General features: G+C 68.0%; 28 protein-coding genes, 1 tRNA gene, 1 pseudogene and 1 riboswitch. Of the genes and pseudogenes, 2 read left to right on the top strand and 28 right to left on the bottom strand.

Annotated elements, in window-relative coordinates:
* Nucleotides 1-91: 91 nt before the first annotated feature.
* The 6 genes from EDD41_RS15450 to EDD41_RS15425 all read right to left on the bottom strand — a co-directional run bounded on the left by EDD41_RS15450 (nt 92) and on the right by EDD41_RS15425 (nt 5659).
* Entirely contained in the window at nt 92-583 is a 492-nt protein-coding gene (locus EDD41_RS15450; RefSeq protein WP_094764488.1) for an arginine repressor, read from the bottom strand.
* Entirely contained in the window at nt 580-1749 is a 1170-nt protein-coding gene (locus tag EDD41_RS15445; protein ID WP_123577174.1) for an acetylornithine transaminase, read from the bottom strand. Before EDD41_RS15445 ends, EDD41_RS15450 begins: the two co-directional genes overlap by 4 nt.
* Nucleotides 1750-1817: 68 nt before the next feature.
* Entirely contained in the window at nt 1818-2807 is a 990-nt protein-coding gene (gene argB, locus EDD41_RS15440) for an acetylglutamate kinase (RefSeq protein WP_123576526.1), read from the bottom strand.
* Nucleotides 2804-4021, bottom strand: coding sequence for a bifunctional glutamate N-acetyltransferase/amino-acid acetyltransferase ArgJ (gene argJ, locus EDD41_RS15435; protein ID WP_123576524.1), 1218 nt, complete (start codon nt 4019-4021; stop codon nt 2804-2806). Before argJ ends, argB begins: the two co-directional genes overlap by 4 nt.
* Nucleotides 4018-5064 (bottom strand): N-acetyl-gamma-glutamyl-phosphate reductase, encoded by a 1047-nt coding sequence (argC, locus tag EDD41_RS15430; protein ID WP_123576522.1) that lies wholly within the window; start codon nt 5062-5064, stop codon nt 4018-4020. Before argC ends, argJ begins: the two co-directional genes overlap by 4 nt.
* A 28-nt stretch (nt 5065-5092) precedes the next feature.
* Nucleotides 5093-5659, bottom strand: coding sequence for a TetR family transcriptional regulator (locus tag EDD41_RS15425; RefSeq protein WP_123576520.1), 567 nt, complete (start codon nt 5657-5659; stop codon nt 5093-5095).
* Nucleotides 5660-5754: 95 nt separating this feature from the next.
* On the opposite strand from EDD41_RS15425, the gene bioB reads away from it, so the two are divergent.
* Nucleotides 5755-6813: a biotin synthase BioB gene (gene bioB / locus EDD41_RS15420; RefSeq protein WP_123577172.1), complete on the top strand. Its 1059-nt coding sequence runs from the start codon at nt 5755-5757 to the stop codon at nt 6811-6813.
* Nucleotide 6814: 1 nt separating this feature from the next.
* Here the strand turns inward: bioB and pheT are convergent, their stop codons facing one another.
* From pheT to EDD41_RS15345, 15 genes are all read right to left on the bottom strand, one after another.
* The gene (gene pheT, locus EDD41_RS15415) at nt 6815-9337 is read right to left on the bottom strand and encodes a phenylalanine--tRNA ligase subunit beta (RefSeq protein WP_123576517.1); all 2523 of its coding nucleotides are present in this window, start codon (nt 9335-9337) and stop codon (nt 6815-6817) included.
* Complete coding sequence (gene pheS / locus EDD41_RS15410; RefSeq protein WP_123576515.1) at nt 9334-10446, bottom strand: phenylalanine--tRNA ligase subunit alpha; 1113 nt, start codon at nt 10444-10446, stop codon at nt 9334-9336. Before pheS ends, pheT begins: the two co-directional genes overlap by 4 nt.
* Before the next feature lie 174 nt (nt 10447-10620).
* On the bottom strand, nt 10621-11424 hold the full coding sequence (locus EDD41_RS15405) for a TrmH family RNA methyltransferase (RefSeq protein WP_123576513.1): 804 nt from the start codon (nt 11422-11424) through the stop codon (nt 10621-10623).
* A gap of 23 nt (nt 11425-11447) precedes the next feature.
* Nucleotides 11448-11819, bottom strand: a complete 372-nt coding sequence (gene rplT / locus EDD41_RS15400; protein WP_094764480.1) for a 50S ribosomal protein L20 — start codon at nt 11817-11819, stop codon at nt 11448-11450.
* A 166-nt stretch (nt 11820-11985) separates the two neighbouring features.
* Entirely contained in the window at nt 11986-12192 is a 207-nt protein-coding gene (gene rpmI / locus EDD41_RS15395; RefSeq protein ID WP_094764479.1) for a 50S ribosomal protein L35, read from the bottom strand.
* Between the two features lie 109 nt (nt 12193-12301).
* Nucleotides 12302-13048, bottom strand: coding sequence for a translation initiation factor IF-3 (gene infC / locus EDD41_RS15390; protein WP_211336677.1), 747 nt, complete (start codon nt 13046-13048; stop codon nt 12302-12304).
* Nucleotides 13049-13266: 218 nt separating this feature from the next.
* On the bottom strand, nt 13267-13794 hold the full coding sequence (locus tag EDD41_RS15385; RefSeq protein ID WP_245995677.1) for an SseB family protein: 528 nt from the start codon (nt 13792-13794) through the stop codon (nt 13267-13269).
* Nucleotides 13791-14261 carry a hypothetical protein gene (locus EDD41_RS15380; protein WP_148060589.1) on the bottom strand — a complete coding sequence of 157 codons (471 nt, stop codon included), beginning with the start codon at nt 14259-14261 and terminating at the stop codon, nt 13791-13793. Before EDD41_RS15380 ends, EDD41_RS15385 begins: the two co-directional genes overlap by 4 nt.
* Nucleotides 14262-14310: 49 nt before the next feature.
* The gene (locus tag EDD41_RS15375) at nt 14311-14775 is read right to left on the bottom strand and encodes a PH domain-containing protein (RefSeq protein ID WP_170165408.1); all 465 of its coding nucleotides are present in this window, start codon (nt 14773-14775) and stop codon (nt 14311-14313) included.
* A gap of 16 nt (nt 14776-14791) precedes the next feature.
* Nucleotides 14792-15655, bottom strand: coding sequence for an ATP phosphoribosyltransferase (hisG, locus tag EDD41_RS15370; protein ID WP_094764475.1), 864 nt, complete (start codon nt 15653-15655; stop codon nt 14792-14794).
* Nucleotides 15656-15705: 50 nt separating this feature from the next.
* Entirely contained in the window at nt 15706-15972 is a 267-nt protein-coding gene (locus EDD41_RS15365; protein WP_123576507.1) for a phosphoribosyl-ATP diphosphatase, read from the bottom strand.
* A gap of 28 nt (nt 15973-16000) precedes the next feature.
* The gene (gene mshC, locus EDD41_RS15360) at nt 16001-17251 is read right to left on the bottom strand and encodes a cysteine--1-D-myo-inosityl 2-amino-2-deoxy-alpha-D-glucopyranoside ligase (RefSeq protein WP_094764473.1); all 1251 of its coding nucleotides are present in this window, start codon (nt 17249-17251) and stop codon (nt 16001-16003) included.
* Nucleotides 17252-17307: 56 nt separating this feature from the next.
* Nucleotides 17308-18027 carry an SCO1664 family protein gene (locus tag EDD41_RS15355; protein WP_094764472.1) on the bottom strand — a complete coding sequence of 240 codons (720 nt, stop codon included), beginning with the start codon at nt 18025-18027 and terminating at the stop codon, nt 17308-17310.
* Between the two features lie 4 nt (nt 18028-18031).
* On the bottom strand, nt 18032-18625 hold the full coding sequence (locus EDD41_RS15350; RefSeq protein WP_123577170.1) for a DUF3090 domain-containing protein: 594 nt from the start codon (nt 18623-18625) through the stop codon (nt 18032-18034).
* 10 nt (nt 18626-18635) lie between these two features.
* Nucleotides 18636-19355 (bottom strand): MSMEG_4193 family putative phosphomutase, encoded by a 720-nt coding sequence (locus tag EDD41_RS15345; RefSeq protein ID WP_123576505.1) that lies wholly within the window; start codon nt 19353-19355, stop codon nt 18636-18638.
* 40 nt (nt 19356-19395) lie between these two features.
* Between EDD41_RS15345 and EDD41_RS15340 the strand changes: the two genes are divergently transcribed.
* Nucleotides 19396-20385, top strand: a complete 990-nt coding sequence (locus tag EDD41_RS15340) for an aldo/keto reductase (protein WP_094764470.1) — start codon at nt 19396-19398, stop codon at nt 20383-20385.
* On the opposite strand, the gene EDD41_RS18250 is transcribed toward EDD41_RS15340, so the two are convergent.
* The 7 genes and pseudogenes from EDD41_RS18250 to EDD41_RS15310 all read right to left on the bottom strand — a co-directional run bounded on the left by EDD41_RS18250 (nt 20327) and on the right by EDD41_RS15310 (nt 24053).
* On the bottom strand, nt 20327-21484 hold the full coding sequence (locus EDD41_RS18250; protein WP_245995676.1) for a DUF5703 family protein: 1158 nt from the start codon (nt 21482-21484) through the stop codon (nt 20327-20329). The two genes, EDD41_RS15340 and EDD41_RS18250, sit on opposite strands and share 59 nt — an antisense overlap.
* Before the next feature lie 27 nt (nt 21485-21511).
* Nucleotides 21512-21676, bottom strand: a complete 165-nt coding sequence (locus EDD41_RS17905; protein WP_281273186.1) for a hypothetical protein — start codon at nt 21674-21676, stop codon at nt 21512-21514.
* A 36-nt stretch (nt 21677-21712) separates the two neighbouring features.
* Nucleotides 21713-21862, bottom strand: a pseudogene (locus tag EDD41_RS17900) (ribonucleotide reductase N-terminal alpha domain-containing protein); the annotation flags it as partial.
* A gap of 15 nt (nt 21863-21877) precedes the next feature.
* Nucleotides 21878-22228: a hypothetical protein gene (locus EDD41_RS17665; RefSeq protein ID WP_170165160.1), complete on the bottom strand. Its 351-nt coding sequence runs from the start codon at nt 22226-22228 to the stop codon at nt 21878-21880.
* A complete protein-coding gene (locus tag EDD41_RS17660) occupies nt 22210-22359 on the bottom strand; it encodes a class Ib ribonucleoside-diphosphate reductase assembly flavoprotein NrdI (RefSeq protein ID WP_245995782.1) in 150 nt (49 codons plus the stop codon). The genes EDD41_RS17665 and EDD41_RS17660 overlap by 19 nt, the downstream gene beginning before the upstream one ends.
* 466 nt (nt 22360-22825) lie before the next feature.
* Nucleotides 22826-23049, bottom strand: a riboswitch (cobalamin riboswitch).
* Between the two features lie 106 nt (nt 23050-23155).
* A tRNA-Leu gene (locus EDD41_RS15315) sits at nt 23156-23239 on the bottom strand.
* A gap of 16 nt (nt 23240-23255) precedes the next feature.
* The gene (locus tag EDD41_RS15310) at nt 23256-24053 is read right to left on the bottom strand and encodes a phosphotransferase family protein (RefSeq protein WP_148060588.1); all 798 of its coding nucleotides are present in this window, start codon (nt 24051-24053) and stop codon (nt 23256-23258) included.
* Nucleotides 24054-24343 lie beyond the last annotated feature (290 nt).

Genomic DNA, 24343 nt, shown 5'->3' with positions numbered 1-24343 from the left:
CCTTCGTCCTTGCTGTTCACGAGTTCTCCTGTGGTTGGCGTCGCCACGATCGTAGCGACGAATGTCTTGTCCACCTTCTGCGTGGTGTCGATCAGGGCTGGGTGGCGGAGCCTCCGCCACCACCCATCTCCATGAACCTGGCGGCCAGGTCCTCCCCGCCACGGGGGTCCCGCGCGATCAGCAGAACCGTGTCGTCGCCGGCAATCGTGCCCAGGATTGAGCTCCAGGCCACCTTGTCGATCGCCGACGCGAAGTACTGGGCGGCACCGGGCGGAGTGCGCAGCACCACCATGTTCGCCGAGGCATCGGCGCCGAGCAGCACCTCCTGGGTCAGCCGGGCGAGTCTGGATTCCAGACCGCTGGCATCCGGCGCTGTGTCGGTACCGGGAGCCGCATAGACCAGGTTCCCCTTGGAGCCACGGATGCGGACGGCACCGATCTCCAGCAGGTCCTTGCTCAAGGTGCCCTGGCTGACATTGATGCCCTCCGCCGCGAGCAGCTCGGCCAGTTCGCTCTGGCTGGAGACCTCGCGGGACTCCACCAGGGCGAGGATTCGTGCCTGCCGCGAGGCTCGCGTGGTCATCCGCGCCCGTTCCCTGAGGGGGCCGCCGCATCCAGCGCGGCCGGGAGCGCCGACACGAAGCTGTCCAGTTGCTCACTGCTGGTGATCAGGGGCGGGGCGATACGCAGGACGTCGGACCGCGGTGCGTTGGTGATGAAGCCGGCCTCGAGCAGTGCCTCATTGGTGGCGGCGGCCCGCTCGTCGGCGAGGACAATGCCGCGCAGCAGTCCCCGTCCGCGCACCTGCTTGATCGCCGGGTGGCCGAGGGCCATCACCTGCTCGGCAAGGTGCTCACCGGCCTGGGTCACGTGCTCCAGCAGGCCGTCGCGCTCGATCACGCCGAAGACCGCCAGACCGGCGATGGCTGCCACAGGGTTTCCCCCGAAGGTGGTGCCATGGGATCCGGGGGTGAACAGTTCGGCGGCCCGGCCGGTGGCAATGCAGGCGCCGATGGGGAAACCGTTGCCGAGCCCCTTGGCCATGGTCACCAGGTCCGCGGTGATGCCGCTGGGGGTGTGCGCCAGCCAGCTGCCGCAGCGCCCCATGCCGGTCTGCACCTCGTCGACCCAGAGCAGCGCGCCCTGCTGGGTGGTGATCTCACGTGCCGCGGCCAGGTAGCCGTCGGACGCCGGGATGACGCCGTTCTCGCCCTGGACAGGTTCGAGCACGACAGCGGCCACGGTCTGGTCCACGGCGGCGCGCAGGGCCTCCACATCGCCGAAGGGGACGAAGACGACATCGCCAGGCAGGGGCTCGAAGGGTTTGCGGTACTTCTCGCTGGAGGTGATGGCCAGCGCACCCATGGTTCGGCCGTGGAAGGACCCCTCCATGGCGACGATCCGTCGCCTACCGGTCAGGCGGGTGGCCTTGAAGGCTGCCTCATTGGCCTCGGTGCCCGAATTGGTGAAGAAGACCTTGGCCGGGAGCTCCGGCGAGTGCAGCGTCGCGATGGCGGCGAGCTTCTCGGCCAGCGCGATCTGGGAGGGCGTCGCGAAGAAGTTGGAGACGTGACCCAGGGTGGACAGCTGGCTGGTGATGGCCGCCAGCACCGTGGGGTGGGCATGGCCCAAGGCGTTGACGGCGATGCCACTGAGCAGGTCGAGGTATCGCTTCCCGTCGGCATCCCAGACGTGGACCCCCTCGCCGCGCACGAAGACCCGCTTGGGGGCGCCGAAGGTGTTCATCATCACGTCGCCGTATCGGCCCAGCAGCTCGGCCTGGCCTGCTGTGGTGTCTGCGATGCTTGCGAGCTGGTTCACTTCTGGTCCTTCTTCTGCTTGCCCGATTCGTCGGAGATCACCTTTCCGACCTGCTTGCCAGGGTCGGAGATCACCTTTCCGACCTGCTTGCCAGGGTCGGAGGTCACCATTGTTCCCAGGCCGTCATTGGTGAAGACCTCCAGCAGGAGGCTGTGCTGGACACGGCCGTCGATCACGGTGGCACGGGGCACCTTGCCCTGGACCGCTCGCAGGCAGGCCTCCATCTTGGGCCGCATCCCGGACTCCAGGCTGGGCAGCATCTCGTGGAGTTCGCTGGCCGTGATCTGGGTGATGATCGAGTCCTGGTCCGGCCAGTCCGCGTACAGGCCCTCGACGTCGGTGAGCATCACCAGGCGCTCGGCCTTGAGGGCGACGGCCAGCGCGGCGGCGGCCGTGTCCGCGTTGACATTGTGCACGGCGCCGTCCTTGTCCGGGGCGACGGTGGCGACGACGGGGATGCGACCCGCCTCGATCAGGTCCAGCACTGCCGCCGGGTTGACCTTGGCGACGTCGCCCACCAGGCCCAGGTCCACGTCCTCGCCGTCGACGATGGTGCCGCGACGCTTGGCCGTGAACAGACCGCCGTCCTCGCCGGACATGCCGACGGCAAAGGGACCGTGCTGGTTGATCAGGCCGACGAGCTCACGGCCTACCTGCCCCACCAGGACCATCCGGACCACGTCCATCGCCTCGGGCGTGGTGACCCGGAAGCCGCCACGGAACTCACTGGTGATGTCCAAACGCTTGAGCATCGACGAGATCTGGGGACCGCCGCCGTGCACCACGACGGGGCGCACCCCGCAGCGCCGCAGGAAGACGATGTCCTCCGCAAAGGCACGCTTGAGCTCCTCGTTGATCATGGCATTGCCGCCGTACTTGATGACGACGACCTTGCCGGCATACTGCGCCAGCCAGGGCAGGGCCTCGATCAGGGTGGACGCCTTGGTGACCAGCGCGTCGACATCGTGCTTGCGAGCCAGGGTCATGACGAGTACTCCGCGTTCTCCTTGACATAGTCATAGGTCAGGTCGTTGGTCCACACGGTGGCCTGGTGCGCGCCGTGGTGGAGGTCCATCACGACCTCCACCTGCCGGGCAGACAGGTCCACCAGGCTGCGGTCCTCGCCTATGGCGCCCTGCCGGTAGACACCCACGCCGTTGAAGAAGACGTCCAGGTTCTCCACCTCGAAGGCTGCCTTCGTGGTGCCGGCTGCCGCCAGCACCCGGCCCCAGTTGGGGTCATTGCCGAAGATGGCGCACTTGAACAGGTTGTTGCGGGCAATCGCGCGAGCCACCTCGAGCGCATCGTCGAGGCTGGCGGCGCCCTTGACGGTGATCGCGATGTCGTGGGCCGCGCCCTCGGCATCGGCGAGCAGTTGCAGGCCCAGGTCGCGACAGACCGCGGCCAAGGCGGTGGCGAATTCCCGCGGATCCGGGGCGTACCCGCTGGCTCCCGAGGACATCAGGATGACCGAGTCATTGGTGGACTGGCATCCGTCGGAGTCGACGCGGTCGAAGGAGACGCTGGTGGCCTGTTTCAGCGCCGTGTCCAGCGCCAACGGCTTGACGTCGGCGTCGGTGGTGAGCACGACGAGCATGGTGGCCAGCGCCGGCGCAAGCATGCCCGCGCCCTTGGCGATGCCACCGATGCTCCACCCGTCGGGACTGGTGTAGGAGGCCATCTTGCGCACGGTGTCGGTGGTCATGATGGCCTGGGCGGCATTCGGGCCGCCCAGCGAGGACAACTGCCCGACGGCCTGGTCCACACCGGACAGCAGGGCTTCCATCGGCAGCCGCACACCGATCAGACCTGTGGAGCAGACGGCCACATCACCAACGGCGCAATCCAGACCACTGGCCACCTGGACGGCGGTCTTCGCCGAGTCCGCGAGGCCGTCCTTGCCGGTGCACGCGTTCGCGCCGCCGGAATTCAGGACGACGGCCTTGAGCACCCCGTCGGCGGAGGCATCGCGGCTCCACTGCACGGGCGCCGCGAAGATCCGGTTGCTGGTGAAGACGGCGGCGGCATCCTGCAGCGGGCCGTCGTTGACCACCAGAGCCAGGTCCGGGTTTCCGCTGGCCTTGATGCCCACGGCGAGACCGGCGGCGCGAAATCCCTTGGGTGTGGTGACGCTGCCGGTGCGCTCCACCGCAATGGCGGTCAGCGACTCGTCGGACAGGTGCGGGGCGAGGCCGGTCATGGGGCGACTCCGATCGTGGTCAGCCCGGTGGTCTCATCGAGGCCCAGGGCGATGTTCATGGACTGGATGGCTCCTCCGGCGGTTCCCTTGCAGAGGTTGTCGAGAGTGCCGACGGCCACCAGGCGTCCGGCATCGGCGTCAAGAGTGGCGTTGACGTGCACGGCATTGCTCCCGACGATGTGCTGGCTCTGTGGCCACTGGCCCTGCGGCAGGACGTGCACGAAGTGCTCGTCGGCATAGGCCTTGACGTAGGCGGCGTGGATGTCCTCGGCGGTGACGCCCGGCCTGACCGGCGCGGTGACCACCGCGAGGATGCCGCGGGCCATCGGGACCAGCAGCGGGGTGAAGCTGACGCTGGGTTCCGGGGCGCCGAGCTTGGCGAAGTTCTGCAGCAGCTCGGGAACATGCCGATGCACTCCCCCGACGCCGTAGGCGCTGGCGGAGCCGAAGAGCTCGGCCCCGAGCAGGTTGGGCTTGGGCGCCTTGCCGGCTCCCGACGAGCCGGAGGCGGCGGCCACCACCACGTCGTGCCCGTCGACCAGCCCCTGGGTGAGGGCCGGCAGCAGCGTGAGGGTCGTGGTGGTCGGGTAGCAGCCCGGCACGGCGATCCGTCGCGTGGTCTTCAACAGTTCGCGCTGGCCCGGCATCTCCGGCAGGCCGTAGGGCCAGGTGCCGGCGTGCTCGGTCTTGTAGTACTTGGTCCACTGTTCGGCGGACTCCAGCCGGAAGTCGGCGCCGCAGTCGATGACCAGCACCTTGTCCCCGCCCTGTTGCGCGGCGATCTGCTCGACAACCGGCCCCGAGGTCCCGTGCGGCAGGGCCAGGAAGACCACGTCGTGGCCGGCCAGGTTCTCCGCCGTGGTGGGCAGCACCTGTCGATCGGCCAGTGGCACGAGGTGCGGCTGGTGTTCGCCGAGTCGTGTTCCGGCGCTGGATCCGGCGGTGAGGTTGCCGATGGTGATCTCGGGATGGCCGAGCAGGAGGCGCAGCACCTCTCCACCGGCGTAGCCGGTGCACCCGGCGACTGCCACTGTGAACGTCATAGGCATAACTATGCCACAGATGGAATAACTATTCCTTGACGTCCAGATCCGCGGCGAGCAGACCGCGAACCAACGCCTCGACGCCATGGGAGAAGGCACGAGCCTGATCACCGGAGTCCGCAGCGACGGACTTCCCCAGCTGGGCGAAGAGCAGGGCATTCTGCTCGCGCGCCACGGCCCCCAGGACAAGGTCCAGCAGGGCTCCGGAGCTCCACCTGGCCACCTTGGCACCGGCCGCACCCCCGAAGACCGGAGCCAACCGCACCAGGGGGTCAGCCCGACACAGACCCGAGGCCAGGGCCGTCGCCACCAGATCTGCGGAATCGCGATGGGCCAGCAGCACCCCACGCAGCCCGTGCGCCCAGGCCGACAGCGCGGAGCCGGGATCCACGGCCGGATCCACCGCCGGGACCTCGCCCAGGATGCGGTCCGCGACGGCAGCCAGCAGGGTCTGCTTGTTGGCGACGTGCCAGTAGAGGGCACCGGCCTTCACCTCGAGGACATCGGCCACCCGACGCATCGACAGATCGCCCAGACCGTATTCATCGAGGATTTGCACGGCCGCGTCGATCACGTCGTCACGATCCAGACTCATGTCCCGCCCCTTTCACCCAAGCCGCTCACACGCTACCGTGACAACGACCATTGAACACCGTTCAACTCCCTGGAGGAATCGTGGACCTCGGCTCCATGACACGCGCCGGACTCAACGCGGAGTCCATCACCCCCGAACAGGCACTGGAAATCCTGCGCTGCCCCAATGACGAGGTCTTCGCCCTCGTCGCGGCCGCAAGCCAGGTGCGACGCAAGTTCTTCGCCAACCGGGTCAAACTGAACTACCTCGTCAACCTCAAGAGCGGCATCTGTGCCGAAGACTGCGGCTACTGCTCCCAAAGGCTGGGTGGTCAGGCCGACATCCTCAAGTACACGTGGCTCAAGGACGACCAGGTGGACGAGGTGGTCGCGGCCGGTCTGGCCAGCGGCGTCAAGCGCGTCTGCATGGTGGCCTCGGGCACCGGCCCATCCAATCGCGAGACCGACAAGGTCGCCGGCATGATCGAGAACATCAAGAGCGCCCACCCCGAGGTGGAGGTGTGCGCCTGCCTGGGATTCGTCACCGACGAGCAGGCACAGAAGCTGCGCGCCGCGGGTGCCGATGCCTACAACCACAACATCAACACCGCCGAGAGCCACTACACCGACATCTGCACCACGCACAGCTACCAGGACCGCACGGACAACCTCGAGACGGTCAAGGGCGCCGGCCTGTCCCCCTGCTCCGGCCTGATCGCCGGCATGGGCGAGAGCCCGGAGCAGTTGGTGGAGGCCATCTTCGCTCTGCGTGAGATGGGTGTGGACTCCGTCCCCGTGAACTTCCTGCTCCCCTTCGACGGCACCCCGATGGAGGGCCAGCGCGTGCTGCAACCACTGGAGTGCCTGCGCATCCTGGCGATGGTGCGCTTCGTGCATCCGGACACCGAGGTACGGGCCGCGGCGGGCCGCGAACAGCACCTGCGCAGCCTGCAGCCGATCGCGCTGGAGCTGGTGAACTCCATCTTCCTGGGCGACTACCTCACCAGTGAGGGACAGGCAGGCCAGGACGACCTGCAGATGATCGCCGATGCGGGCTTCGTCGTCGAGGGCCAGGAAGGAGAGGGCAAGGACAAGGATCGGCACCCCGGCCTCGAGGAGACCCAGGTGCCGATCCGACGTCGTGGTGCGGGGACGCAGCTGGCCCCCAACGCCTGACTCAGGCGCGCTGGAGGGCGCCGAAGCGCTCAGCCGCCACGGCCACGGCCGCGTCGCGCGCTGCGGCGCTCTCGGTGTCCTTCAGCGTCTTGTCCGCACCGCGGAAGTGCAGCGAATAGGCCAGCGATTTCTTGCCCTCGCCGATCTGCGGCCCCCGATAGATGTCGAAGAGCTCGCAGCTCTCCAGCAGCTCACCGGCACCCTCGACGAGGGCACGACGCAGGTCCTCGGCGGGAACGGACTCATCGACGACCAGAGCCACGTCCTCCTTGGCCAGCGGGAAGCTGGACAGGCTGGGGATGGAGCCGATGCCTGGCGCCTCTTCCAGCAGGAAGCCAAGATCGAACTCCACCGCGCAGGTGCGTTCCGGCAGCCCCAGCTGCTTGACCACGCTGGGGTGCAGCTCGCCGGCCACGCCGATGGAGCGATCATTGGCGAACAGCTCCACGCAACGTCCCGGGTGCCAGGGCATGACCTGTGCCTGCGTGCGGGTCAGCGTGATCCCCACGGCCCGCGCGGCCTCCTCGGCCAGGGCCACGACATGCGTCCAGTCCGCCCTGACCGCAGGGCCCTGCCACCCGGCCGGCAGCCAGTTGCCAGACACGACGCCCGCGACGGCGGTGGCCTGTTCCGGCAGTGCCGCCTCCAGACCGGCCAGCTCCTCGTCGGAGGGACGATCCAGGACGCTGGGACGCGGCGCGGCCACTCCCCTGCCTGAGCCGAAGATGGTGCCCATCTCGAACAGGGCCAGGTCATCATTGCTGCGCGAGGTATTGCGCTTGATGGCCTGGAAGAGCCCCGGCAGAAGGGTGCTCCGCAAGCATCCGTGGGTGTCGTCCAGCGGGTTGGCCAGCTGCACCAGGTTGCGGCGCGGGTCACCCTCGTGGGTGATCTGCTCCACCTCGTCCCGGCTGATGAAGGGCAGGCTGATGAGCTCGACGAAGCCGAGGTCCGCGATCGCGCGGCGCACGGTCCGGCGGCCCTGCTGGGCCGGCGAGAGGCCACGGCCCGCCGGCGCGGTGGGCAGGATGGACTCGATCTGGTCGAAGCCGATCTTGCGTCCCACCTCCTCGACGTAGTCAAAGGGGTCCACCAGGTCCGGGCGCCAGGTGGGCGGCACCAGGGTCAGCGAATCCCCGAGCGCGGTGACCTTGATCCCCGACGTTGTCAGGATCTCGATCACCTGCTCACGGCTCACCGCCGTGCCCAAGATGCGGGCCGGGAGGTCCGCCGTGATGTGCTGTTGCGGCATCGGCGGAACCTGCCCGACGACCGTCTCACCCTCGGCGAGGCTGCCCCCACCGAAGCGGACCAGCAGGTCTGCGGCCTTGCGCGCCGCCGCGTACTGCACCGCGACGTCGACGCCCCGCTCGAAACGGCGGGAGGCCTCGCTGGGCAGCTTGTGGCGGCGGTAGGTGCGGCCGATCGCCAAGGGATCGAAATGGGCGGCCTCCAGCACGATGCTGGTGGTCTGCTCTGTGACCTCGGTGGTCTGCCCACCCATCACACCGGCCAGGCCGATCGGTCCGGACTCGTCGGTGATGAGCATGTCGTCGGCCACCAGCTCACGGCTGGCATCGTCAAGCGTGACCAGCGTCTCGCCCGGCGTGGCCTGGCGCACGACGATGGCTCCGGACAACGTGTCCGCGTCGTAGGCGTGCAGCGGCTGACCGGATTCGAGCATCACGTAGTTGGTGACGTCGACGGGCAGGCTGATCGAGCGCATGCCGGCCCGCTCCAGGCGCTGCTTCATCCAGTCGGGGCTCGGCGCAGCGGGGTCGATACCCGTCACGGTCAGGGCGACGAAGGTGGTGCAGTTCGGGCTCTCGATCCGAACCGGGTGGCCATCCGTCTTCTGCCCGGGCATCGGGACGGCGTAGGGGTCGACGAAGGTGACGCCCGTGGCCTGTGCGGCCTCGCGGGCGATCCCGCGCACGCTGAGGCAGTAGCCGATGTCCGGTGTGACGTCGATCTCCAGCACCTCGTCGCCACCACCGAGCAGCGGCATGGCCTCCATGCCGGGAACCACGGGGACGCCGTCGATCTCGGTGGGCAGCACGATGATGCCGGCGTGGTCCTCGCCCAGGCCCAGCTCGTCCACCGCGCACATCATGCCGTCGGAGACATGGCCATAGGTCTTGCGGGCCGCGATGGCGAAGTCGCCCGGCAGCACGGCACCGGGCAGCGCCACGACGACCAGGTCACCCTCGGCGAAATTGTGGGCCCCGCAGACGATGCCGCGGCCGGCCGGGATGACCGTGCCGTCCTCGGCGGTCGTCTCGGGCTCGTTGTGCTCGGGCCCCACGTCGACACGGCACCAGTTGATGGTCTTGCCATTCTTCTGCTTCTCCGGGGTGAAGTGCAGCACGCGGCCGACCACGACGGGGCCGCTGACCTCGCCGCCGATGGCCTCGATCCGCTCCACATTCAGACCGGCACGGGTGAGCGCCTCGGCGAGCCGGGCCGTGCCCAGGTCCTCGGGCAGGGTGACCAGGTCTTGCAGCCAGGAAATGGGGGCCTTCATCGTGCTCCTCCAACGAGCGAACGGCTGAAACGGATGTCACCCTCGACGAAGTCGCGCAGGTCGGGGGCGGAATTGCGGGTCATCACGGAACGGTCGACGCCCATGCCGAAGGCGAAGCCCGAGTAGACCTCGGTGTCGATGCCGCAGGCGGCCAGCACACGCGGGTTGACGACGCCGCAGCCACCCCACTCGATCCAGCCCTCACTGCGACAGGTGCGGCAGGGACGCGATGGGTTGCCGACGCTCTCGCCACGACAGACGAAGCACTCGACGTCCACCTCCGCGCTGGGCTCGGTGAAGGGGAAGTAGTGCGGACGCATCCGGGTGCGGATGTCGTCGCCGAACATCGCCTTGGCGAAGTGGTCCAGGGTGCCCTTCAGGTGGGCCATCGAGATCCCCTTGTCCACGCACAGGCCCTCGATCTGGTGGAAGACCGGCAGGTGGGTGGCGTCGTACTCGTCGGCGCGGAAGACCTTGCCGGGGCTGACGACGTAGACGGGCAGGTCGCGCTCCAGCAAGGTACGGATCTGCACCGGGCTGGTGGCGGTGCGCAGCAGCGCGCCCTTCTCGACGGGGTCGATCCACAGCGTGTCCTGCAGCGCACGGGCGGGGTGTTCGGGGTGCAGGTTCAGCGCGTCGAAGTTGTACCACTCGGCCTCGGCCTCGGGACCTTCGACGACCTCCCAGCCCATGGACAGGAAGACATCGGCCATCTTGTCCATCAGGGCGGTGACGGGGTGCAGGGCACCTGCGGGGTGCTGGCGCACCGGCAGGGTCATGTCGACGGTCTCGGCGGCCAGCTGGGCCTCCAGCTCGGCGGCGGCAAGCACCTTCTCCTTGGCCGCGATGGCCTGGTTGATCTGGCCGCGCGCCTTGCCGACGCGGGCGCCGGCCTCCTTGCGCGCCTGCGGCGGCAGGGCACCGATCTCGCGGTTGGCCAGCGCGATCGGGGATCGGTCGCCATTGTGGTCCAGACGGGCCTGCTTCAGCTCCGCGGTGGTGCTGGCGGACTCGATGGCGGCGAGCGCCTCCGAGACCATCTGTTCCACCTGCTCGGCCTTCAGCGGCGTCACCTGGACGGGATCATAGTTCGTGTTCGGGCCGCTCATGGGCTCCTCTTCTCGTGGGTCAGGGCACGACTGCTCAGGTTCTGGCTTCGGGGTGATCACCCCCGGCCAAGGACTGCGCGGACCTAGCTGGCTGACAAGCGTCGACGAGCCTCCCCACGACCGTCACAAGGCCGGGGGCTCAGAAATCGACGGGCCACCATGTGGCTGAGGATATCAGTCGGTCGCGCTGCGCTGGGCGCTTGCCGTGGCGTAGAGACAGACGGCAGCTGCCGTCGACAGGTTGAGGCTCTCGGCCTGACCCCACATCGGAACCCCCACCACCTTGTCCGCGAGACCCCGCTCGCGCTCGGGCAGCCCCCAGGCCTCATTGCCCATGATCCATGCCGTGGGACGGGCGAGGTCACCGTCCAGCTCATCCAGGTGGACTCCCCCACCATCGGCAGCGAAGACCTGCATTCCCTGCTGGTGCAACCAGGTGACGGCATCCGCGATCTCCACGCCCACCACGATGGGCAGGTGGAAGATGCTGCCGACGGTGGCACGCACCGTCTTGGGGTTGAAGACCTCGACGGAGCCCTTGGTGAAGACCACGGCGTCGGCGCCGAAGGCGTCGGCGCACCGGATCACGGTGCCCGCATTGCCCGGATCACGCACCTGGGCACAGACCACCACCAGCTTCGGGGCCACGATGTCGTCCAGACTGGCGAGCTCCTGCCGGACGATCGCCACCACGCCCTGCGGCGTGACGGTGTCGCTGAGCTGGAACATGTCGTCGGGGTGGGCCTTCCAGCAGATCTGCGGATCTGCCATGCCCAACAGCTCTGCGTGGATGTGTTCGTCATCGACGATCACGGCCTCGACCAGGTCGGGGCGGCGTAGCGCCTCCCGCACAGCCTGGGCACCCTCGGCCAGGAAGAGGCCCTGCTCGTCACGCTCCCTGCGGGACAACAAACGACGAGCCGAGCGCTGCTGCCCCCGGGAGATCAGGGGTAGTGCGCTCGGCTCGTCAAAAGTCATGCCGAAACCCTACAGGGTCTGGCTCAGGCGGCGGGCTGCTGCGGCTGGTTGGCCTTGGCAAGCTCGACGAGGGCGGAGAAGGCCTTGGGATCGCTGACGGCCAGCTCGGCCATGATCTTGCGGTCCACCTCGATGCCGGCATTCTTCAGGCCGTTGATGAAACGGTTGTAGGTCATGCCCTCGGCGCGGCATGCAGCGTTGATGCGCTGGATCCACAGCTGACGGAAATCGCCCTTCTTCTTGCGGCGATCGTTGTAGGAGTAGGTCATCGAGTGGAGGACCTGCTCCTTGGCCTTGCGGTACAGACGCGAGCGCTGGCCGCGGTAGCCCGAGGCCTGCTCGAGGATCTCGCGACGCTTCTTGTGCGCATTCACAGAACGCTTGACGCGTGCCATGTTTACTCCTTGTGGTTGTGCCGGCCCGGTTCACGGTGAGCCGTGGGGCCGAAGTGCGTGGTGCCGCGATGTCCTGCGGCGAGGGGGGTCCGGAATGACCTACGAGCTGCTTGCAGGCTCGAACCGGTGTGCTCCGGGAGGTACTGGACGGAGCCAGCGCGATGGATCAGCGGCCCTTCATCTTGCCCAGAAGCTTGCGCATCTTCTTGGCATCGGCGCCCTCGAGCATCTTGTCGGCAGACAGACGGCGGGTGCGAGTGGTGGCCTTGTGCTCGTTCAGGTGGCGCTTGCCGGCCTGACGGTGCGAGAGCTTGCCGCTGCCCGTGACCTTCACGCGCTTCTTGGCACCGGAGTGCGTCTTCATCTTCGGCATGGTTGCCGCTCCATTCATCTTCTTCAGGTGGCCCGTCGCAGCCTGCTGCGGCGGGTGAACCGGTCTCCCGGCTCGGGGTGGATGACTCCGTGGAACCATCCGAGGTCTGTCACAGATCGATGTCGGGATCCATGTTGTCCGCGGGCCCGCGCTTCTTCTTCGTGGCCGACGGGACGTGCTTGGCGCGAAGGTCGGCCTCCGCCTGGCGCTCCGCCTCCTGGGCCGCGGCGCGCTCGGCCATGCGGCGTTCGCGCTCGGCCTTCTCGTCGACACGGGCCTCGGTCTTCTTCTTCGTCGGGCCCAGCACCATGAGCATGTTGCGCCCATCCTGCTTCGGGGACGACTCGATGAAGCCGAACTCGGTGACGTCCTCGGCCAGCCGCTTGAGCAGGTTGTAGCCCAGTTCGGGGCGGGACTGCTCACGACCACGGAACATGATGGTGATCTTCACCTTGTCCCCGGCCTTGAGGAAGCGCACGACGTGACCCTTCTTGGTCTCGTAGTCGTGCTCGTCGATCTTGGGACGAAGCTTCATCTCCTTGATGACGGTGTTCGTCTGGTTGCGACGCGATTCGCGGGCCTTCTGGGCCTCCTCGAACTTGAACTTGCCGTAGTCCATGAGCTTCGCCACCGGCGGACGGGCCATCGGGGCCACCTCGACGAGGTCGAGGTCGTGCTCACGAGCAAGCTGCAGCGCCTGGTCGATCTTGACGATGCCCACCTGTTCGCCGGCAGGGCCGACCAGACGGACTTCCGAAACACGGATCCGCTCGTTGATGCGAGGTTCGTTGCTGATGTGTCCTCCAAGGTTTGAATTCCTGCGACCGGCTGACCGACGTTGCCGTCCACGCCGCACCGGAGCAATGAAAAAGGCTCCCGCACGCACGGAAGCCTGACAGCCGTCCCACGATGTCCGATGGTGGACACCATTGACGGTGGTTACCGACCCGCCGAGCTGGACCCGGTCAGGTGGGAGGTCAGGCCTCCACTTGCGCGGCCGACGCACACGGCGCGACCAATCCATCCCATGTTATCCCACCATGACGGTGGGCACGAAATCGGGTCAGCCGGCCTTCAGTCCTGCGCGACGAACATCCACCCGAACTGACCGGGCTCGACCTCCACCAGGCGATGACCCTGTGCGAGTTCCGCCACAAGCTCCGGGCCCAGCACGAACTGCTCGGGTCCCGCCACGTCCAGCAGCAGGTGGCTCGCACCCGACTGGGCGACGGTCGCCGCGAGGTCATCCAGGGTGCAGGGAACCGGGCGCGCCGCGGGGTCCCAGGCCTGCATGGCGTCGATGCCGGTGAAGCCGATCAGGGCACGCTCCCCTGCCGCACTGGCGATGGTGACGGCGGCCATCTCCGCGTGGCGTTCGGGATCGGGGCCATCCATCGAGTCATCTCCGCTGGCCACGATCGGCATCAGCAGCCGCGAGGTGCACAGCAGCGTGACGGCCCGCAGGTAGCCGAGCTGGTCCGTGCCCGAGGCGATCGCGGTACGAAGCTCCGGGTCTGGTTGGCCGGTGTCGCCCTTGAAGGCAGGGTTTGGCTGCGCCAGGCGCTGACCATGGGCGATGCCCTCGGCTGGCTGGTGGCTCACTGGATGCCCCGACGGTCGAGGATCGCCGCGATCTCCGCATCCTCGTCGGAGGCAGGAGCGGGAGTGGGAGCGGCGGGCCGCTTCGTGGTGCGCCCACTGGTGGAGGCGAGGGGCGCTGCCGTGCCGCGGCGCTGCAGCCGCGCCGCCTTGGCCTGTTCCCGGGTGCGTGGCCGCAGCAGGGTGCCAACCACCCAGAAGACGAGACCGGCTCCGGCCAGGGAGAAGCCCACCAGCATGGGGGTGCTGATCTGGGTGCGCTGGGCCCAGTCATGGATGGAGCGGACGCCGTTGCCCACCAGGTTCCCCAGCCCGCTGAGGTAGAGACCCACGATCACCAGGACCACGCCCAGCCCGCGCAGCAGGACTCGGGCTCCATGCCCCATGGACCAGCGGGTCCAGGTCCAGAACAGGGTCAGCAGGCTGAGTGCGATGGTGGCCACGAGGACCAGGACAGGCATGGAAGGCATGCCTCCATGCTGGCACAGATCCAGCGTCCGTTCCTGCCGCGCAGTCGGCTCAGGCCGTATGTCCCGGACGGTGTTCGGCGATCAGCCGCCGCAGTTCCGCGATGCGCTCGTCGGCCGCCGCCCCCTCGGAGCGCTGGATGGCCAGGGCCATTTGGGTGCGTCCCTCGGGGTGCTCCGCTGTGGGCACCAGCCGGACATAGGCCCAGGGATCGCCCTCGCCGAGCTGCACGCCCTGCACCTCGGACCAGGGGTACCGCCGGGTGAAGACGGCATTGCGCACGGTCAGGCCGTCCTCGGCGACGATGACCTTGCTGAGCCCCACCGACATCATCATGCCGACGGCGAAGGCCAGGAAGAAGATCAGCGTCCCCACCTGGGGCCCCGTGAAGCGGGCGCGGATCTCCGGACCCATGGCAATCCACAGGCCCACGGAGAAGGCCACCAGGACGGCGGACATGACGCTGCCCATCACGAGGGCGGGACGCGAACGGAATTCTGCAGGGCTGGAGGCCATCGTGGCAGTCACCGTCTCAGAGCCGACAGGCGGCAATGTCGGTGAGCAGGATGGCACGGGCGCCGGCCGCCCACAGGTCATCCATCATCTTCTGGGCGTCCTTGCGCGGCACCATGGCCCGCACCGCGAACCAGCCGTCCTTGGCCAGACCGGAGACCGTCGGGCCCTCGAGCCCCGGGGTGATGGCGGTGGCCTCGTCCAGGTTCTCCTGGGAGACGTCGTAGTCCACCATCACGTAGTTGCGCGCCACCAGGACGCCGGACAGGCGCCGCTTCAGCAGGTCCAGCACGTCGGAGGGCACATCATCCCCACGACGCTGGATCAGGATGCCCTCGGAGTGGCAGATCACGTCACCGAAGAGTTCCAGCCCCGCCTTGCGCAGCGTCGTACCGGTCTCCACCACGTCGGCGATGGCATCGGCCACGCCCAGCCGGATGGCCGACTCCACGGCACCGTCGAGCTTGATCATCCGTGCCTCGACGCCGCGCTCGGACAGGTAACCCTGGAGCAGGCCCGGGTAGGAGGTGGCGATGCGCTTGCCGGCCAGGGAATCCACACCCATCTGGGCTCCGCCCGGGGCCGCGAAGCGGAAGCGGGAACGGCCGAAGCCCAAGGCCATCACCTCGTCGGCATCGGCACCGGAGTCCAGCAACATGTCGCGGCCGGTGACACCGACGTCCAGCGTGCCCTCCCCGACGTAGACCGCGATGTCACGCGGCCGCAGGTAGTAGAACTCGACGTGGTTGTCCTCGTCCACCAGAACGAGTTCCTTGCTGTCATTGCGCTGCCGGTAGCCGGCCTCGCGCAGCATCTGCGCCGCGGCCTCGCTGAGCGCCCCCTTGTTGGGCACCGCGATCTTGAGCAGCTGGTCCTGCGACATTGACGTGTCTCCTTGGTCTTTCTGCTGGCTGGTTCTGCAGACGGGGTGGTTCAGAGGTAGCGGTAGACGTCCTCGAGCTCCAGACCCAGGGCGATCATCATGACCTGCACGTGGTAGATGAGCTGGCTCATCTCCTCCGCGGCCTCCTCACGCGACTGGAATTCGGAGGCCATCCACACCTCGGCCGCCTCCTCGACGATCTTCTTGCCGATGGTGTGCACGCCGCCGTCCAGCCGCTTGACGGTGCCCGACCCCTCGGGGCGGGTACGTGCGGTCTCGGTCAGCTGGGCGAAGAGTTCTTCGAATGACTTGCTCACCCGCACACCCTATCCGCCCTGCGCGGGGCTACAGCGCGATGCCCAGCACCGCGTCGGCGAAGGCTGCGATGTGCCCGGGGGCCTCGTGGTCGTCACCATCGAGCGCCAGACTGGCCTGGGCCCAGGCATCGATGGCCGCCAGGGCAGCCGGCGCGTCCATGTCCGTACGCAGCGCGGTGCGAGCCTGCTCGATGACCGGCCGGGCGTCGAGGGCGGCGTCGAGCCCGACGGCCTCGCGCCAGATCGCCAGCCGCTGTTCGGCCGTGGCAAGGTCCTCTGCCGTCCACTCCCAATTGCTGCGGTAGTGGTGCCCCAGCAGGGCCAGGCGGATCGCCATCGGGTCATGTCCCTGGGCGCGCAGCCGGCTGACCAGTTCCAGGTTGCCCTTGGACTTGCTCATCTTCTCGCCGTCGAGCGCGACCATGCCCGAGTGCAGATAGACCTGCGCGAAGGGCTCCCCCGTCGCGACGCTGCCCTCGGCGGCGCACATCTCGTGGTGCGGGAAGGCGAGGTCGGAGCCGCCTCCCTGCACGTCGAAGTGCTTGCCCAGGGCATCCAGCGCGATCGCGGTGCACTCGATGTGCCACCCGGGGCGGCCACGGCCCAGCGAGGACTCCCAGGCGGGCTCCCCCGGGCGCTCCATCCGCCAGACCAGACAGTCCAGCGGATGGTGCTTGCCTGGGCGCTGCGGATCCCCGCCCATCTCGGTGAACCGGGTCACCATCTGCTGCTCGTCCAGGTTGCCCACCTGCCCGAAGCCCGGGGCCATCTCGCAGCGGAAGTACCAGTCCGGGTAGTCGGGGTCGTCCACCTGGTACAGGGTTGCGCTGTCCTTCATCGACTCCAGGAGCGCGACCACCTGCGGAATGGACTCCACGGCACCGACATAGGCGTCGGGCGGCAGCACCCGCAGCGCCTCCATGTCGGTGCGGAAGAGCTGGGTCTGGTCCTGGGCGAGTTCGGTCCAGTCCTGGCCGGTGGCGGCGGCTCGCTCCAGCAGCGGGTCGTCGACGTCGGTGACGTTCTGTGCGTACCTGACCTGGAGGCCCAGGTCACGCCAGACGCGGTTGAGCAGGTCGAAGGTCACATAGGTGTTGGCGTGCCCGAGGTGGGTGGCGTCGTAGGGGGTGATCCCGCAGACATAGAGCCGTGCGGTGCCCTGTTCCGGGCCCGCCTCCACATTCTCCTGGCGGGCGGTGTCGTGCACGGACAGCCGCGCCGGGGCGGCCGGCGTGGGCAGTGTGAGCGACGGGACGACGGGTGCAGACCAAGCCTTCATGCGCACAACGGTATCGGCAGCGGGAAATCCTTGGCACCTTGATCAGATCGGCTTGATCAGATCGGCGGCCAGGGGATGCAGCGCCAGTCCTCGCCCACGGACGGGAAGCTGCCCGTGACCAGCAGGGCTGTGGCCCGGGCCTGACAGGCACTGACCTCCTCGGGCGACAGCCAGCCGGAGAGCGCTTCGGGAGCCACGTCGTGGGCCTGCGCCACCAGCTGGAGCTCAGCGGGGGTGAGTTCCGCGTCGGACCAGCCCCACAGGATGGTGCGCAGCTTGGGCTCCACATGGAAGCTCACCCCGTGGTCGACGCCCCGGACCTGCTCGCCGACGCGCAGGATGTGGCCCGCCTTGCGGTCGGCATTGTTCGCCAGCACATCGAACAGGGCGAGGCGACGAAGGGCCGGGTGGTCCGCGTGCGCCAACGCGACCTCGCGCTCTTCATCGTCCACTCCCACGACGATGGCGAACCAGTTCTCCGGCACGGCATCCAGCCCCACCAGGTCCGCCAGCTCGTCACCATCGGTCTCCACCCAGTCCTGCACGGAGCCCGGACCCAGGGGTGCCTCCTCCACCCAGGCGGTGGTGGGCACGACGTCGAAGCCGGCGGCGCTGCTCAGGCGGTGGGCCGCCACCTCTCGTCGCCCCAGGGTGTGTGCGGGGAAGTCCCACAGCGGGGCCTCCCCCGCCGTCGGCTTGTAGACCACGTGCCGGCCGTCGAGTTCGGCCAGGAAGGTGGCATTGGATGCCTCGACCAGACGCCCGAGCAGTTCCATGGCGTCAGGCGAACAGCGGACGTCGATAACCGTTGGCGCGCGGGCAGATGTGCCCCTCCGGGTTGATCGGCTGGGCGCAGAAGGGGCAGGCGGGACGGCCCGCGTGAACCAGCGCACGGGCACGCGCCGTGAATTCCCGGGCCTGCTCCGGACTCAGGGTGACGCTGAGGCATTCGGCGGCATGGCTCACCTCGTCGAGTTCCTCCAGGAAGTCCACCGGGTCCCGCGGCGTGTCCAGGTCCTCGGCGTCCACGACGCTGAACAGTTCCACCTGCACCGCATCCAACTGGCCGTCCCACGCGATGGTCATGGTGCCGGCCCGGAAGTCTTCCTCCAGCGGGGCATCCAGCGGGTCCAGGTCACGTGCCACGACGCGGCTGGCCGGGATGGCAGTGCTCCCGGCCGCGAGCTTGGCCAGCTCGTCGAGGATGCGCTCCAGATGGTCGGCCAGGACCTCCACCTGCTGCTTCTCGCACACGACACTGACCAGTTGGTTCTGCTGGCGGGCCTGGACGAAGAAGGTGCGCTGGCCCGGTTCACCCACTGTCCCGGCGACGAAACGGTCTGGGAACTCGAAGCGATGCGTGATGCGCGGCATGGCGTCCACTCTAGGTCGTGTTGCCGTTGTCGGCCTGACTGCCCAGTCCTCCCCCGAGCTGGGGTCCGTGCCCCGCGCCGGCCAGCCGGTCCGTGATCTGCCCCGCGCTGGTGTTCATGGCGATGACCGTGGGCATCCCCTGGCCGCCGGGTGGTGGGAAGCGCACCAGGCTGATCGAGGCCGGGTCCACGACGATCCGTTGGAAGTCGTCGAGCTGTTGCCCGAGGGCGTGGGACAGTACCGCCTTGATCGGGTCGCCGTGGCTCACCAAGAGCCAGACGGGCTCGGGCTCACCCTGCGGCACCGCCAACCTGGCATTCCAGTCCTGCACTGCCGCCACCGTCCGCCCGGCCATGGCAGTCATCGACTCCCCCTCCGGGAAGACGACCATCGAGGGATGCTCCTGCACCTGCTGCCACAGGCTCTCCTGGGTGAGTTCGGCCAGTGATCGGCCCGTCCACCGTCCGTAGTCGCACTCGGTGAGTCGATCGTCGACGTGCACCGGTGGTGTGATCCCCGCGCTGGACAGTGCCAGGCCAAGGGTCTGCTCGCACCGCAGCATCGGGGACCGGACCGCAGCCGCGAGCGGGACCCCGCGCAATCGCTCCCCGACGGCCATTGCCTGGGACTCGCCACGTGCGTCGAGGGTGAGGCCCGGACTGCGGCCGGACAGCGTGCCCGCCGTGTTGGACGTGCTTCGCCCATGGCGGACGAGGACAACAAGACTCATGCCGACGAGCCTACGCGGCGCCCGACGATATTCTCGAGGAATGCAGACCCGACGAGTTGGCCGCACCGGCCTGACCGTCTCCCGGCTGGGCCTGGGGACCATGACCTGGGGTGGGGACACTCCCACCAGCGACGCCCGCGCCATGCTGCGCGCCTTCGTCGAGGCCGGCGGATCGCTGGTGGACACGGCCCCTGCCTACGGTCACGGGGTGGCCGAGAAGGTCATCGGCAAGCTGATCCACACCGATGTGCGCCGCGAGGACCTGGTGATCGCCACCAAGGGTGGATTCGGCATCCACAACGGCAGACGTAGCGTCGACACCTCGCGTGGCGCCCTGCTCGACGACCTGACGGCCTCGCTGCGGCGGCTGCACACCGACCACGTCGACCTCTGGCAGGTGCACGCCTGGGGCGATGCCCCGCTGGAGGAGACCCTGGCGGCCCTCGACCACGCCGTGAGTACCGGAATGGCCCGCTATGTGGGGGTCTGCAACTACATCGGCTGGCAGACCGCGCGGGCGGCCACATGGCAGCAGGCCGTGCCCGGACGCACGCCGCTGGCCAGCGGGCAGGTGGAGTACTCCCTGTTGGCCCGACGGGCGGAGCTCGAGGTGCTGCCGGCGCTGCGCGCCCACGACATGGGCCTGTTCCCCTGGTCCCCGATCGGCCGGGGTGTGCTGACCGGCAAGTACCGCACCGGCACACCGCGGGCTTCCCGCGCTGCCAGCGACCACTTCGCGTGGTTCGTGGAGCCCTACCTTGAGAGCAAGTCCCGCGCCATCACCGAAGCTGTGGTCCGAGCCGCGGAGGGACTCGACCTGAGCCCGGAACAGGTGGCGATGCTGTGGGTGCGCGATGCCCCGGTCGTGACGGCACCGCTGCTGGGTGCCCGCACCCTGGAGCAGTTGCAGCCCTACCTGGACCTCGACGAGACCGAGCTGCCGCAGCCCATCGTCGCCGCCCTCGACGACGTCACGGGTGGCCCGAACCAGCTGCGGGAGCGGGACCGGCCAGCGTCGAACGCACCTTGATCACCTTGCGGCGCAGCCACGCCTGGGTCGAGCCGTCCCGGTAGCGACGCAGCCGCTGGAGCTCCCAGTGGCCGTACTCGGCCTCCTCGGTGAGCAGCTTGCGGACCTGGTTGCGGGTGGCCGTGTGCGGCAGGGTGATGGTCTGCACCTCGAAGTCCGCGCCGTGCTGGTGCTCGACGTGGACCACGCGCTGCGCGATGTAGCCGATCCGCTCCTCGATTCCCACGCCGCCATGATGGCACGGCCCCCGCGAGCCGAGGAGCCCGCAGCTCAGAAGTCCCAGTCCTCGTCGTCGGTGTTGACACTCTTGCCCATCACATAGGACGAGCCCGATCCGGAGAAGAAGTCGTGGTTCTCGTCGGCGCCCGGCGACAACGCGGCCAAGGATCGCGGGCAAGACCGCCGTGGCGTCCTTGGGGAACATCGCCTCGTAGCCCAGGTTCATCAGGGCCCTGTTGGCGTTGTGGCGCAGGAACATCTTGACGTCCTCGGTGAGGCCGAGTGGGTCGTAGAGGTCTGCGGTGTAGTCCTCCTCGTTGTCGTGGAGCTCGTAGAGCAGGCTGAAGGTGTACTCCTTCAGCTCCTCCCGGCGCTCGGGCGAGGCGTCCTTGAGCGCTTGCTGGTACTTGTAGCCGATGTAGTAGCCGTGGACGGCCTCGTCGCGGATGATCAGGCGGATCAGGTCGGCGGCATTGGTCAGCCGTGCCCGGCTGGCCCAGTACATCGGTGCATGGAAGCCCGAGTAGAACAGGAAGGACTCCAGCACGGTGGAGGCCATCTTGCGCATCTCGGGATCGTCGCCGTAGTAGTTGTCGAGGACGATCCGTGCCTTGCGCTGCAGGTTCCGGTTCTCCTCGCTCCAGCGGAAGGCCTCGTCGATCTCCGCGGTGGAGATGAGCGTGGAGAAGATCGAACTGTAGCTCTCGGCGTGCACCGACTCCATGAAGGCGATGTTGGTGTAGACGGCCTCCTCGTGCGGGGTCCGGGCGTCGGGGATCAGCGAGACGGCGCCCACGGCGCCCTGGATGGTGTCGAGCATCGTGACCATCTCGCGGTAGGAGTCCGTGACATTGCCCTCGCTGAAGGCCTTCCCGTACACCCGTTCGACGTCGTTGGGGCTGAACAGTTACATGTCCTCGTTGTCGCGGGCGAGCTGGAAGGTGATGTCCGGGACCACGACCCCGAGGGACAGGGTCAGGGACAGCGCCACCCCGCCGCCACGCTTGGACAGCTTCAGGAAGGCATTGATCGCACGGGAGATGGACTCCATGTTGTCCTCGACGCGCAGCAGGAAGCAGGAGACAAGCTCCCCTCGCTGTGCCTTGCCAGCATTGAGGAAGGTCGGGGTCGCGGGCTGGAACATGCCGACCATCACCTCGTCCACGACGGCCTCGGCCAACTGCGTGTCTCCCGCAGCAAAGGTCAGCGCCACCATGCACACCCGGTCCTCGAAGCGCTCCAGGTAGCGGCTTCCGTCGAAGGTCTTGAGCGTTTAGGAGGTGTAGTACTTGAAGGCGCCCATGAAGGTCGGGAAGCGGAATTCCACGGCGTGGGCGAGCATGAACAGCGACATCACGAAGGCCGAGTCGTAGGCTGCCAGCACCGGGGCCTCGTAGTAGCCCTCCGCCACCAGGTAGTCCAGCTTCTCCTCCAACGAGTGGAAGAAGACGGTGTTCTGGTTCACGTGCTGGCGGAAGTACTGGTGTGCCGCCTGCCTGTCGGCATCGAGTTGCAGGTGGCCCTGCTCGTCGTAGAGGTTCAGCATCGCGTTGAGGGCGTGATGATCGGTCTGGTCGCGGCGAATGGTCTCGGCGCCCGTGTCGGTCAGCAAGGTGGTGGCCATGAGGTGGTGAGCCTTTCCAGCACTCGCTCGACGTCGTCGGGTGTGCCCTTGAGTTCGAAACGGTCGATCAGCGGGACATTGGGAACGGCACCGCCCGCCTCGCCACCGCCATAGGTGGGCACCACGAGCACGAAGGGCTGTGTGTGACCTGCAGGGCGGGCTCGTGGCTGTGGAGCGGGATGCGCTGGGCTTCCAGGCCCAGCTTGCGCACGAAGCGATGGGTGTTCGGGGAGGCGGAGGAGAAGTAGACGAGGCGCACGGGGATGCGCGCCCTGCGGCACTCCGCAGGGCCGCCTGCTTGATCAGGTCCGGACGGAAACCCGACCAACTCTCGTCGCCGTCGACGACGACGGGGGCCTGCAGGTGACCCATCGCGGTCACTGTGCGCAGGGCCTGTTCGTCCCGGCTGAGATCCACGACTCGTAGTCCAGTCCGTGCTTGGTCAGGCCTTGTAGGTGGCAGTGCACTGCACGCAGGCAGGCTTGATGTAGACGATGATCGACATGCTCTCTCCTCGAAGCACACAGGGCCGCGCAGGCAGGGAGCTTCAAGACGCACCCGGTCCTCCCACGAGACCGACGGTCGGTTGCTCCGGGCGTGCCGCCCGGAGTGCTGGCAGGTATTCGGACTCGGAGGCGGGCACCCAGTGGGGTGTGTTCCTAGTGGACGACGCTTCCCAGCCAAGGGCCAGTGCTGATGTCGTCGGTCGTTCCTCCATACCGCTGCGGGGCAGTCCCGGATTTTCACCGGGTTCCCTGTTGTCTCCCTGCACCAACCACCAGATGCAGTGGCAACTGCAGGGAACCAGCACTAGGGGCAGTGGGTGATGCCACGGCCAGCGTCAACATGACGCGCCAGCGGGAAGAATGAGGGCAAAGAGAAACCCCGCCTGACCGTCTTGCCTGGTCAACCGGGGTTTTGAGAGTGTGTCCGGAAGAGGACTTGAACCTCCACGCCCTTTACGGGCACTAGCACCTCAAGCTAGCGCGTCTACCATTCCGCCACCCGGACAGGGTGAGCACCGGGGTCACCGGCAACAGCAATGAACAATAGCAGTCTGCAGCTGCGCCGCCAACTCGGGATCCACGGCTCCCCCGGAGACAACCGTTGCCACCCAACGGACCAGCACGGCCCGCGCACCGGCTGCCTCCACCCAGGCGTCGGCCTGCCGACGGCCAAGACCGGCATGGCGGCAGTAGGCAGCCAGGAAGTGGTCCGACAGGACGCCCAGTTCCTCGCTGATCAGCACGAGGTCCGTCGCCGGATGACCTCGGTGACTGGCCTGCAACCCGTCGGACATGGCGCGTAGCCCATCCCCGAGCACCCACAGGTTGGCCAACACGTCACCGCCCAGTGCGAGCGCTTCCCCCGGCCCTAGGCATTGCGTGAGGTGCCGCCGCAGCCGGGCCAGCTCATCCGCCGAGACCTCCCCCGCCTCGGCCGCCAGCGCCAGCATCACCGGCGACAGGAGGTCCTCCTCGACGGATCCGGACAAGCCCTCCGGCGCGATGCCATGGACTTGGACCAGCCAGGCGGCGAGAGCCTCCACCACTCGAGCACTGGCCAGATCGCCGTCCCCCACGGGGCGCCACATGCTCTGGGAGAGGTCCTCCAGCACCATCCATCCGTCGCCGCAGCCCAGCAGCTCACGAGAGGGGATCCCCACCGCGTGCAGCAGCCGGCGGGCGACGAGCTCGTCATCCAGAACTCCTTGCTGCCAACGCTTCACGACAACCCCGTCGCCCTCGAACTCGGCCTCACAGACCACCACGCCGTCGCCCTGGTGGATGACGTCGCCCCACTCCAGGTCCTGCAGATTGATCATGCCCATCCCCTGTCCTCCTCCCGGCAGCCGCTCGCGAGCAGGTGATTGAAGACTCATCCCATGGTGCAGGAATATGACGTACGACTTGCCGGTCATGGTCCGAGATGGCTTCAATGGCGGTGCTCTCATGCGTAGGGACGGGCCGGGGGGCCGCCACCTGTGACCACGATTCCAACACATCGGAGACCGCCTTGCGACGTCACCACTTGCGCCAACTCACGTCCGGACTCGCTGCCGCTACTCTCCTCGGCGGCTGCCTCACCACCCCACTCGCCCACGCGGCACCCTCC

The sequence above is a fragment of the Luteococcus japonicus genome, from assembly GCF_003752415.1.
Taxonomy (GTDB): domain Bacteria; phylum Actinomycetota; class Actinomycetes; order Propionibacteriales; family Propionibacteriaceae; genus Luteococcus; species Luteococcus japonicus.
This window is presented reverse-complemented; position numbering and strand designations above follow the sequence as displayed.

Coding starts and splice junctions, on each gene's coding strand:
- EDD41_RS15450 (WP_094764488.1), bottom strand. CDS start 583: ATGACCACGCGAGCCTCGCGGCAGGCACGAATCCTCGCCCTGGTGGAG.
- EDD41_RS15445 (WP_123577174.1), bottom strand. CDS start 1,749: ATGATGAACACCTTCGGCGCCCCCAAGCGGGTCTTCGTGCGCGGCGAG.
- argB (WP_123576526.1), bottom strand. CDS start 2,807: ATGACCCTGGCTCGCAAGCACGATGTCGACGCGCTGGTCACCAAGGCG.
- argJ (WP_123576524.1), bottom strand. CDS start 4,021: ATGACCGGCCTCGCCCCGCACCTGTCCGACGAGTCGCTGACCGCCATT.
- argC (WP_123576522.1), bottom strand. CDS start 5,064: ATGACGTTCACAGTGGCAGTCGCCGGGTGCACCGGCTACGCCGGTGGA.
- EDD41_RS15425 (WP_123576520.1), bottom strand. CDS start 5,659: ATGAGTCTGGATCGTGACGACGTGATCGACGCGGCCGTGCAAATCCTC.
- bioB (WP_123577172.1), top strand. CDS start 5,755: ATGACACGCGCCGGACTCAACGCGGAGTCCATCACCCCCGAACAGGCA.
- pheT (WP_123576517.1), bottom strand. CDS start 9,337: ATGAAGGCCCCCATTTCCTGGCTGCAAGACCTGGTCACCCTGCCCGAG.
- pheS (WP_123576515.1), bottom strand. CDS start 10,446: ATGAGCGGCCCGAACACGAACTATGATCCCGTCCAGGTGACGCCGCTG.
- EDD41_RS15405 (WP_123576513.1), bottom strand. CDS start 11,424: ATGACTTTTGACGAGCCGAGCGCACTACCCCTGATCTCCCGGGGGCAG.
- rplT (WP_094764480.1), bottom strand. CDS start 11,819: ATGGCACGCGTCAAGCGTTCTGTGAATGCGCACAAGAAGCGTCGCGAG.
- rpmI (WP_094764479.1), bottom strand. CDS start 12,192: ATGCCGAAGATGAAGACGCACTCCGGTGCCAAGAAGCGCGTGAAGGTC.
- EDD41_RS15380 (WP_148060589.1), bottom strand. CDS start 14,261: ATGCCTTCCATGCCTGTCCTGGTCCTCGTGGCCACCATCGCACTCAGC.
- EDD41_RS15375 (WP_170165408.1), bottom strand. CDS start 14,775: ATGGCCTCCAGCCCTGCAGAATTCCGTTCGCGTCCCGCCCTCGTGATG.
- hisG (WP_094764475.1), bottom strand. CDS start 15,655: ATGTCGCAGGACCAGCTGCTCAAGATCGCGGTGCCCAACAAGGGGGCG.
- mshC (WP_094764473.1), bottom strand. CDS start 17,251: ATGAAGGCTTGGTCTGCACCCGTCGTCCCGTCGCTCACACTGCCCACG.
- EDD41_RS15355 (WP_094764472.1), bottom strand. CDS start 18,027: ATGGAACTGCTCGGGCGTCTGGTCGAGGCATCCAATGCCACCTTCCTG.
- EDD41_RS15350 (WP_123577170.1), bottom strand. CDS start 18,625: ATGCCGCGCATCACGCATCGCTTCGAGTTCCCAGACCGTTTCGTCGCC.
- EDD41_RS15345 (WP_123576505.1), bottom strand. CDS start 19,355: ATGAGTCTTGTTGTCCTCGTCCGCCATGGGCGAAGCACGTCCAACACG.
- EDD41_RS15340 (WP_094764470.1), top strand. CDS start 19,396: ATGCAGACCCGACGAGTTGGCCGCACCGGCCTGACCGTCTCCCGGCTG.
- EDD41_RS17665 (WP_170165160.1), bottom strand. CDS start 22,228: ATGGCCACCACCTTGCTGACCGACACGGGCGCCGAGACCATTCGCCGC.
- EDD41_RS15310 (WP_148060588.1), bottom strand. CDS start 24,053: ATGATCAATCTGCAGGACCTGGAGTGGGGCGACGTCATCCACCAGGGC.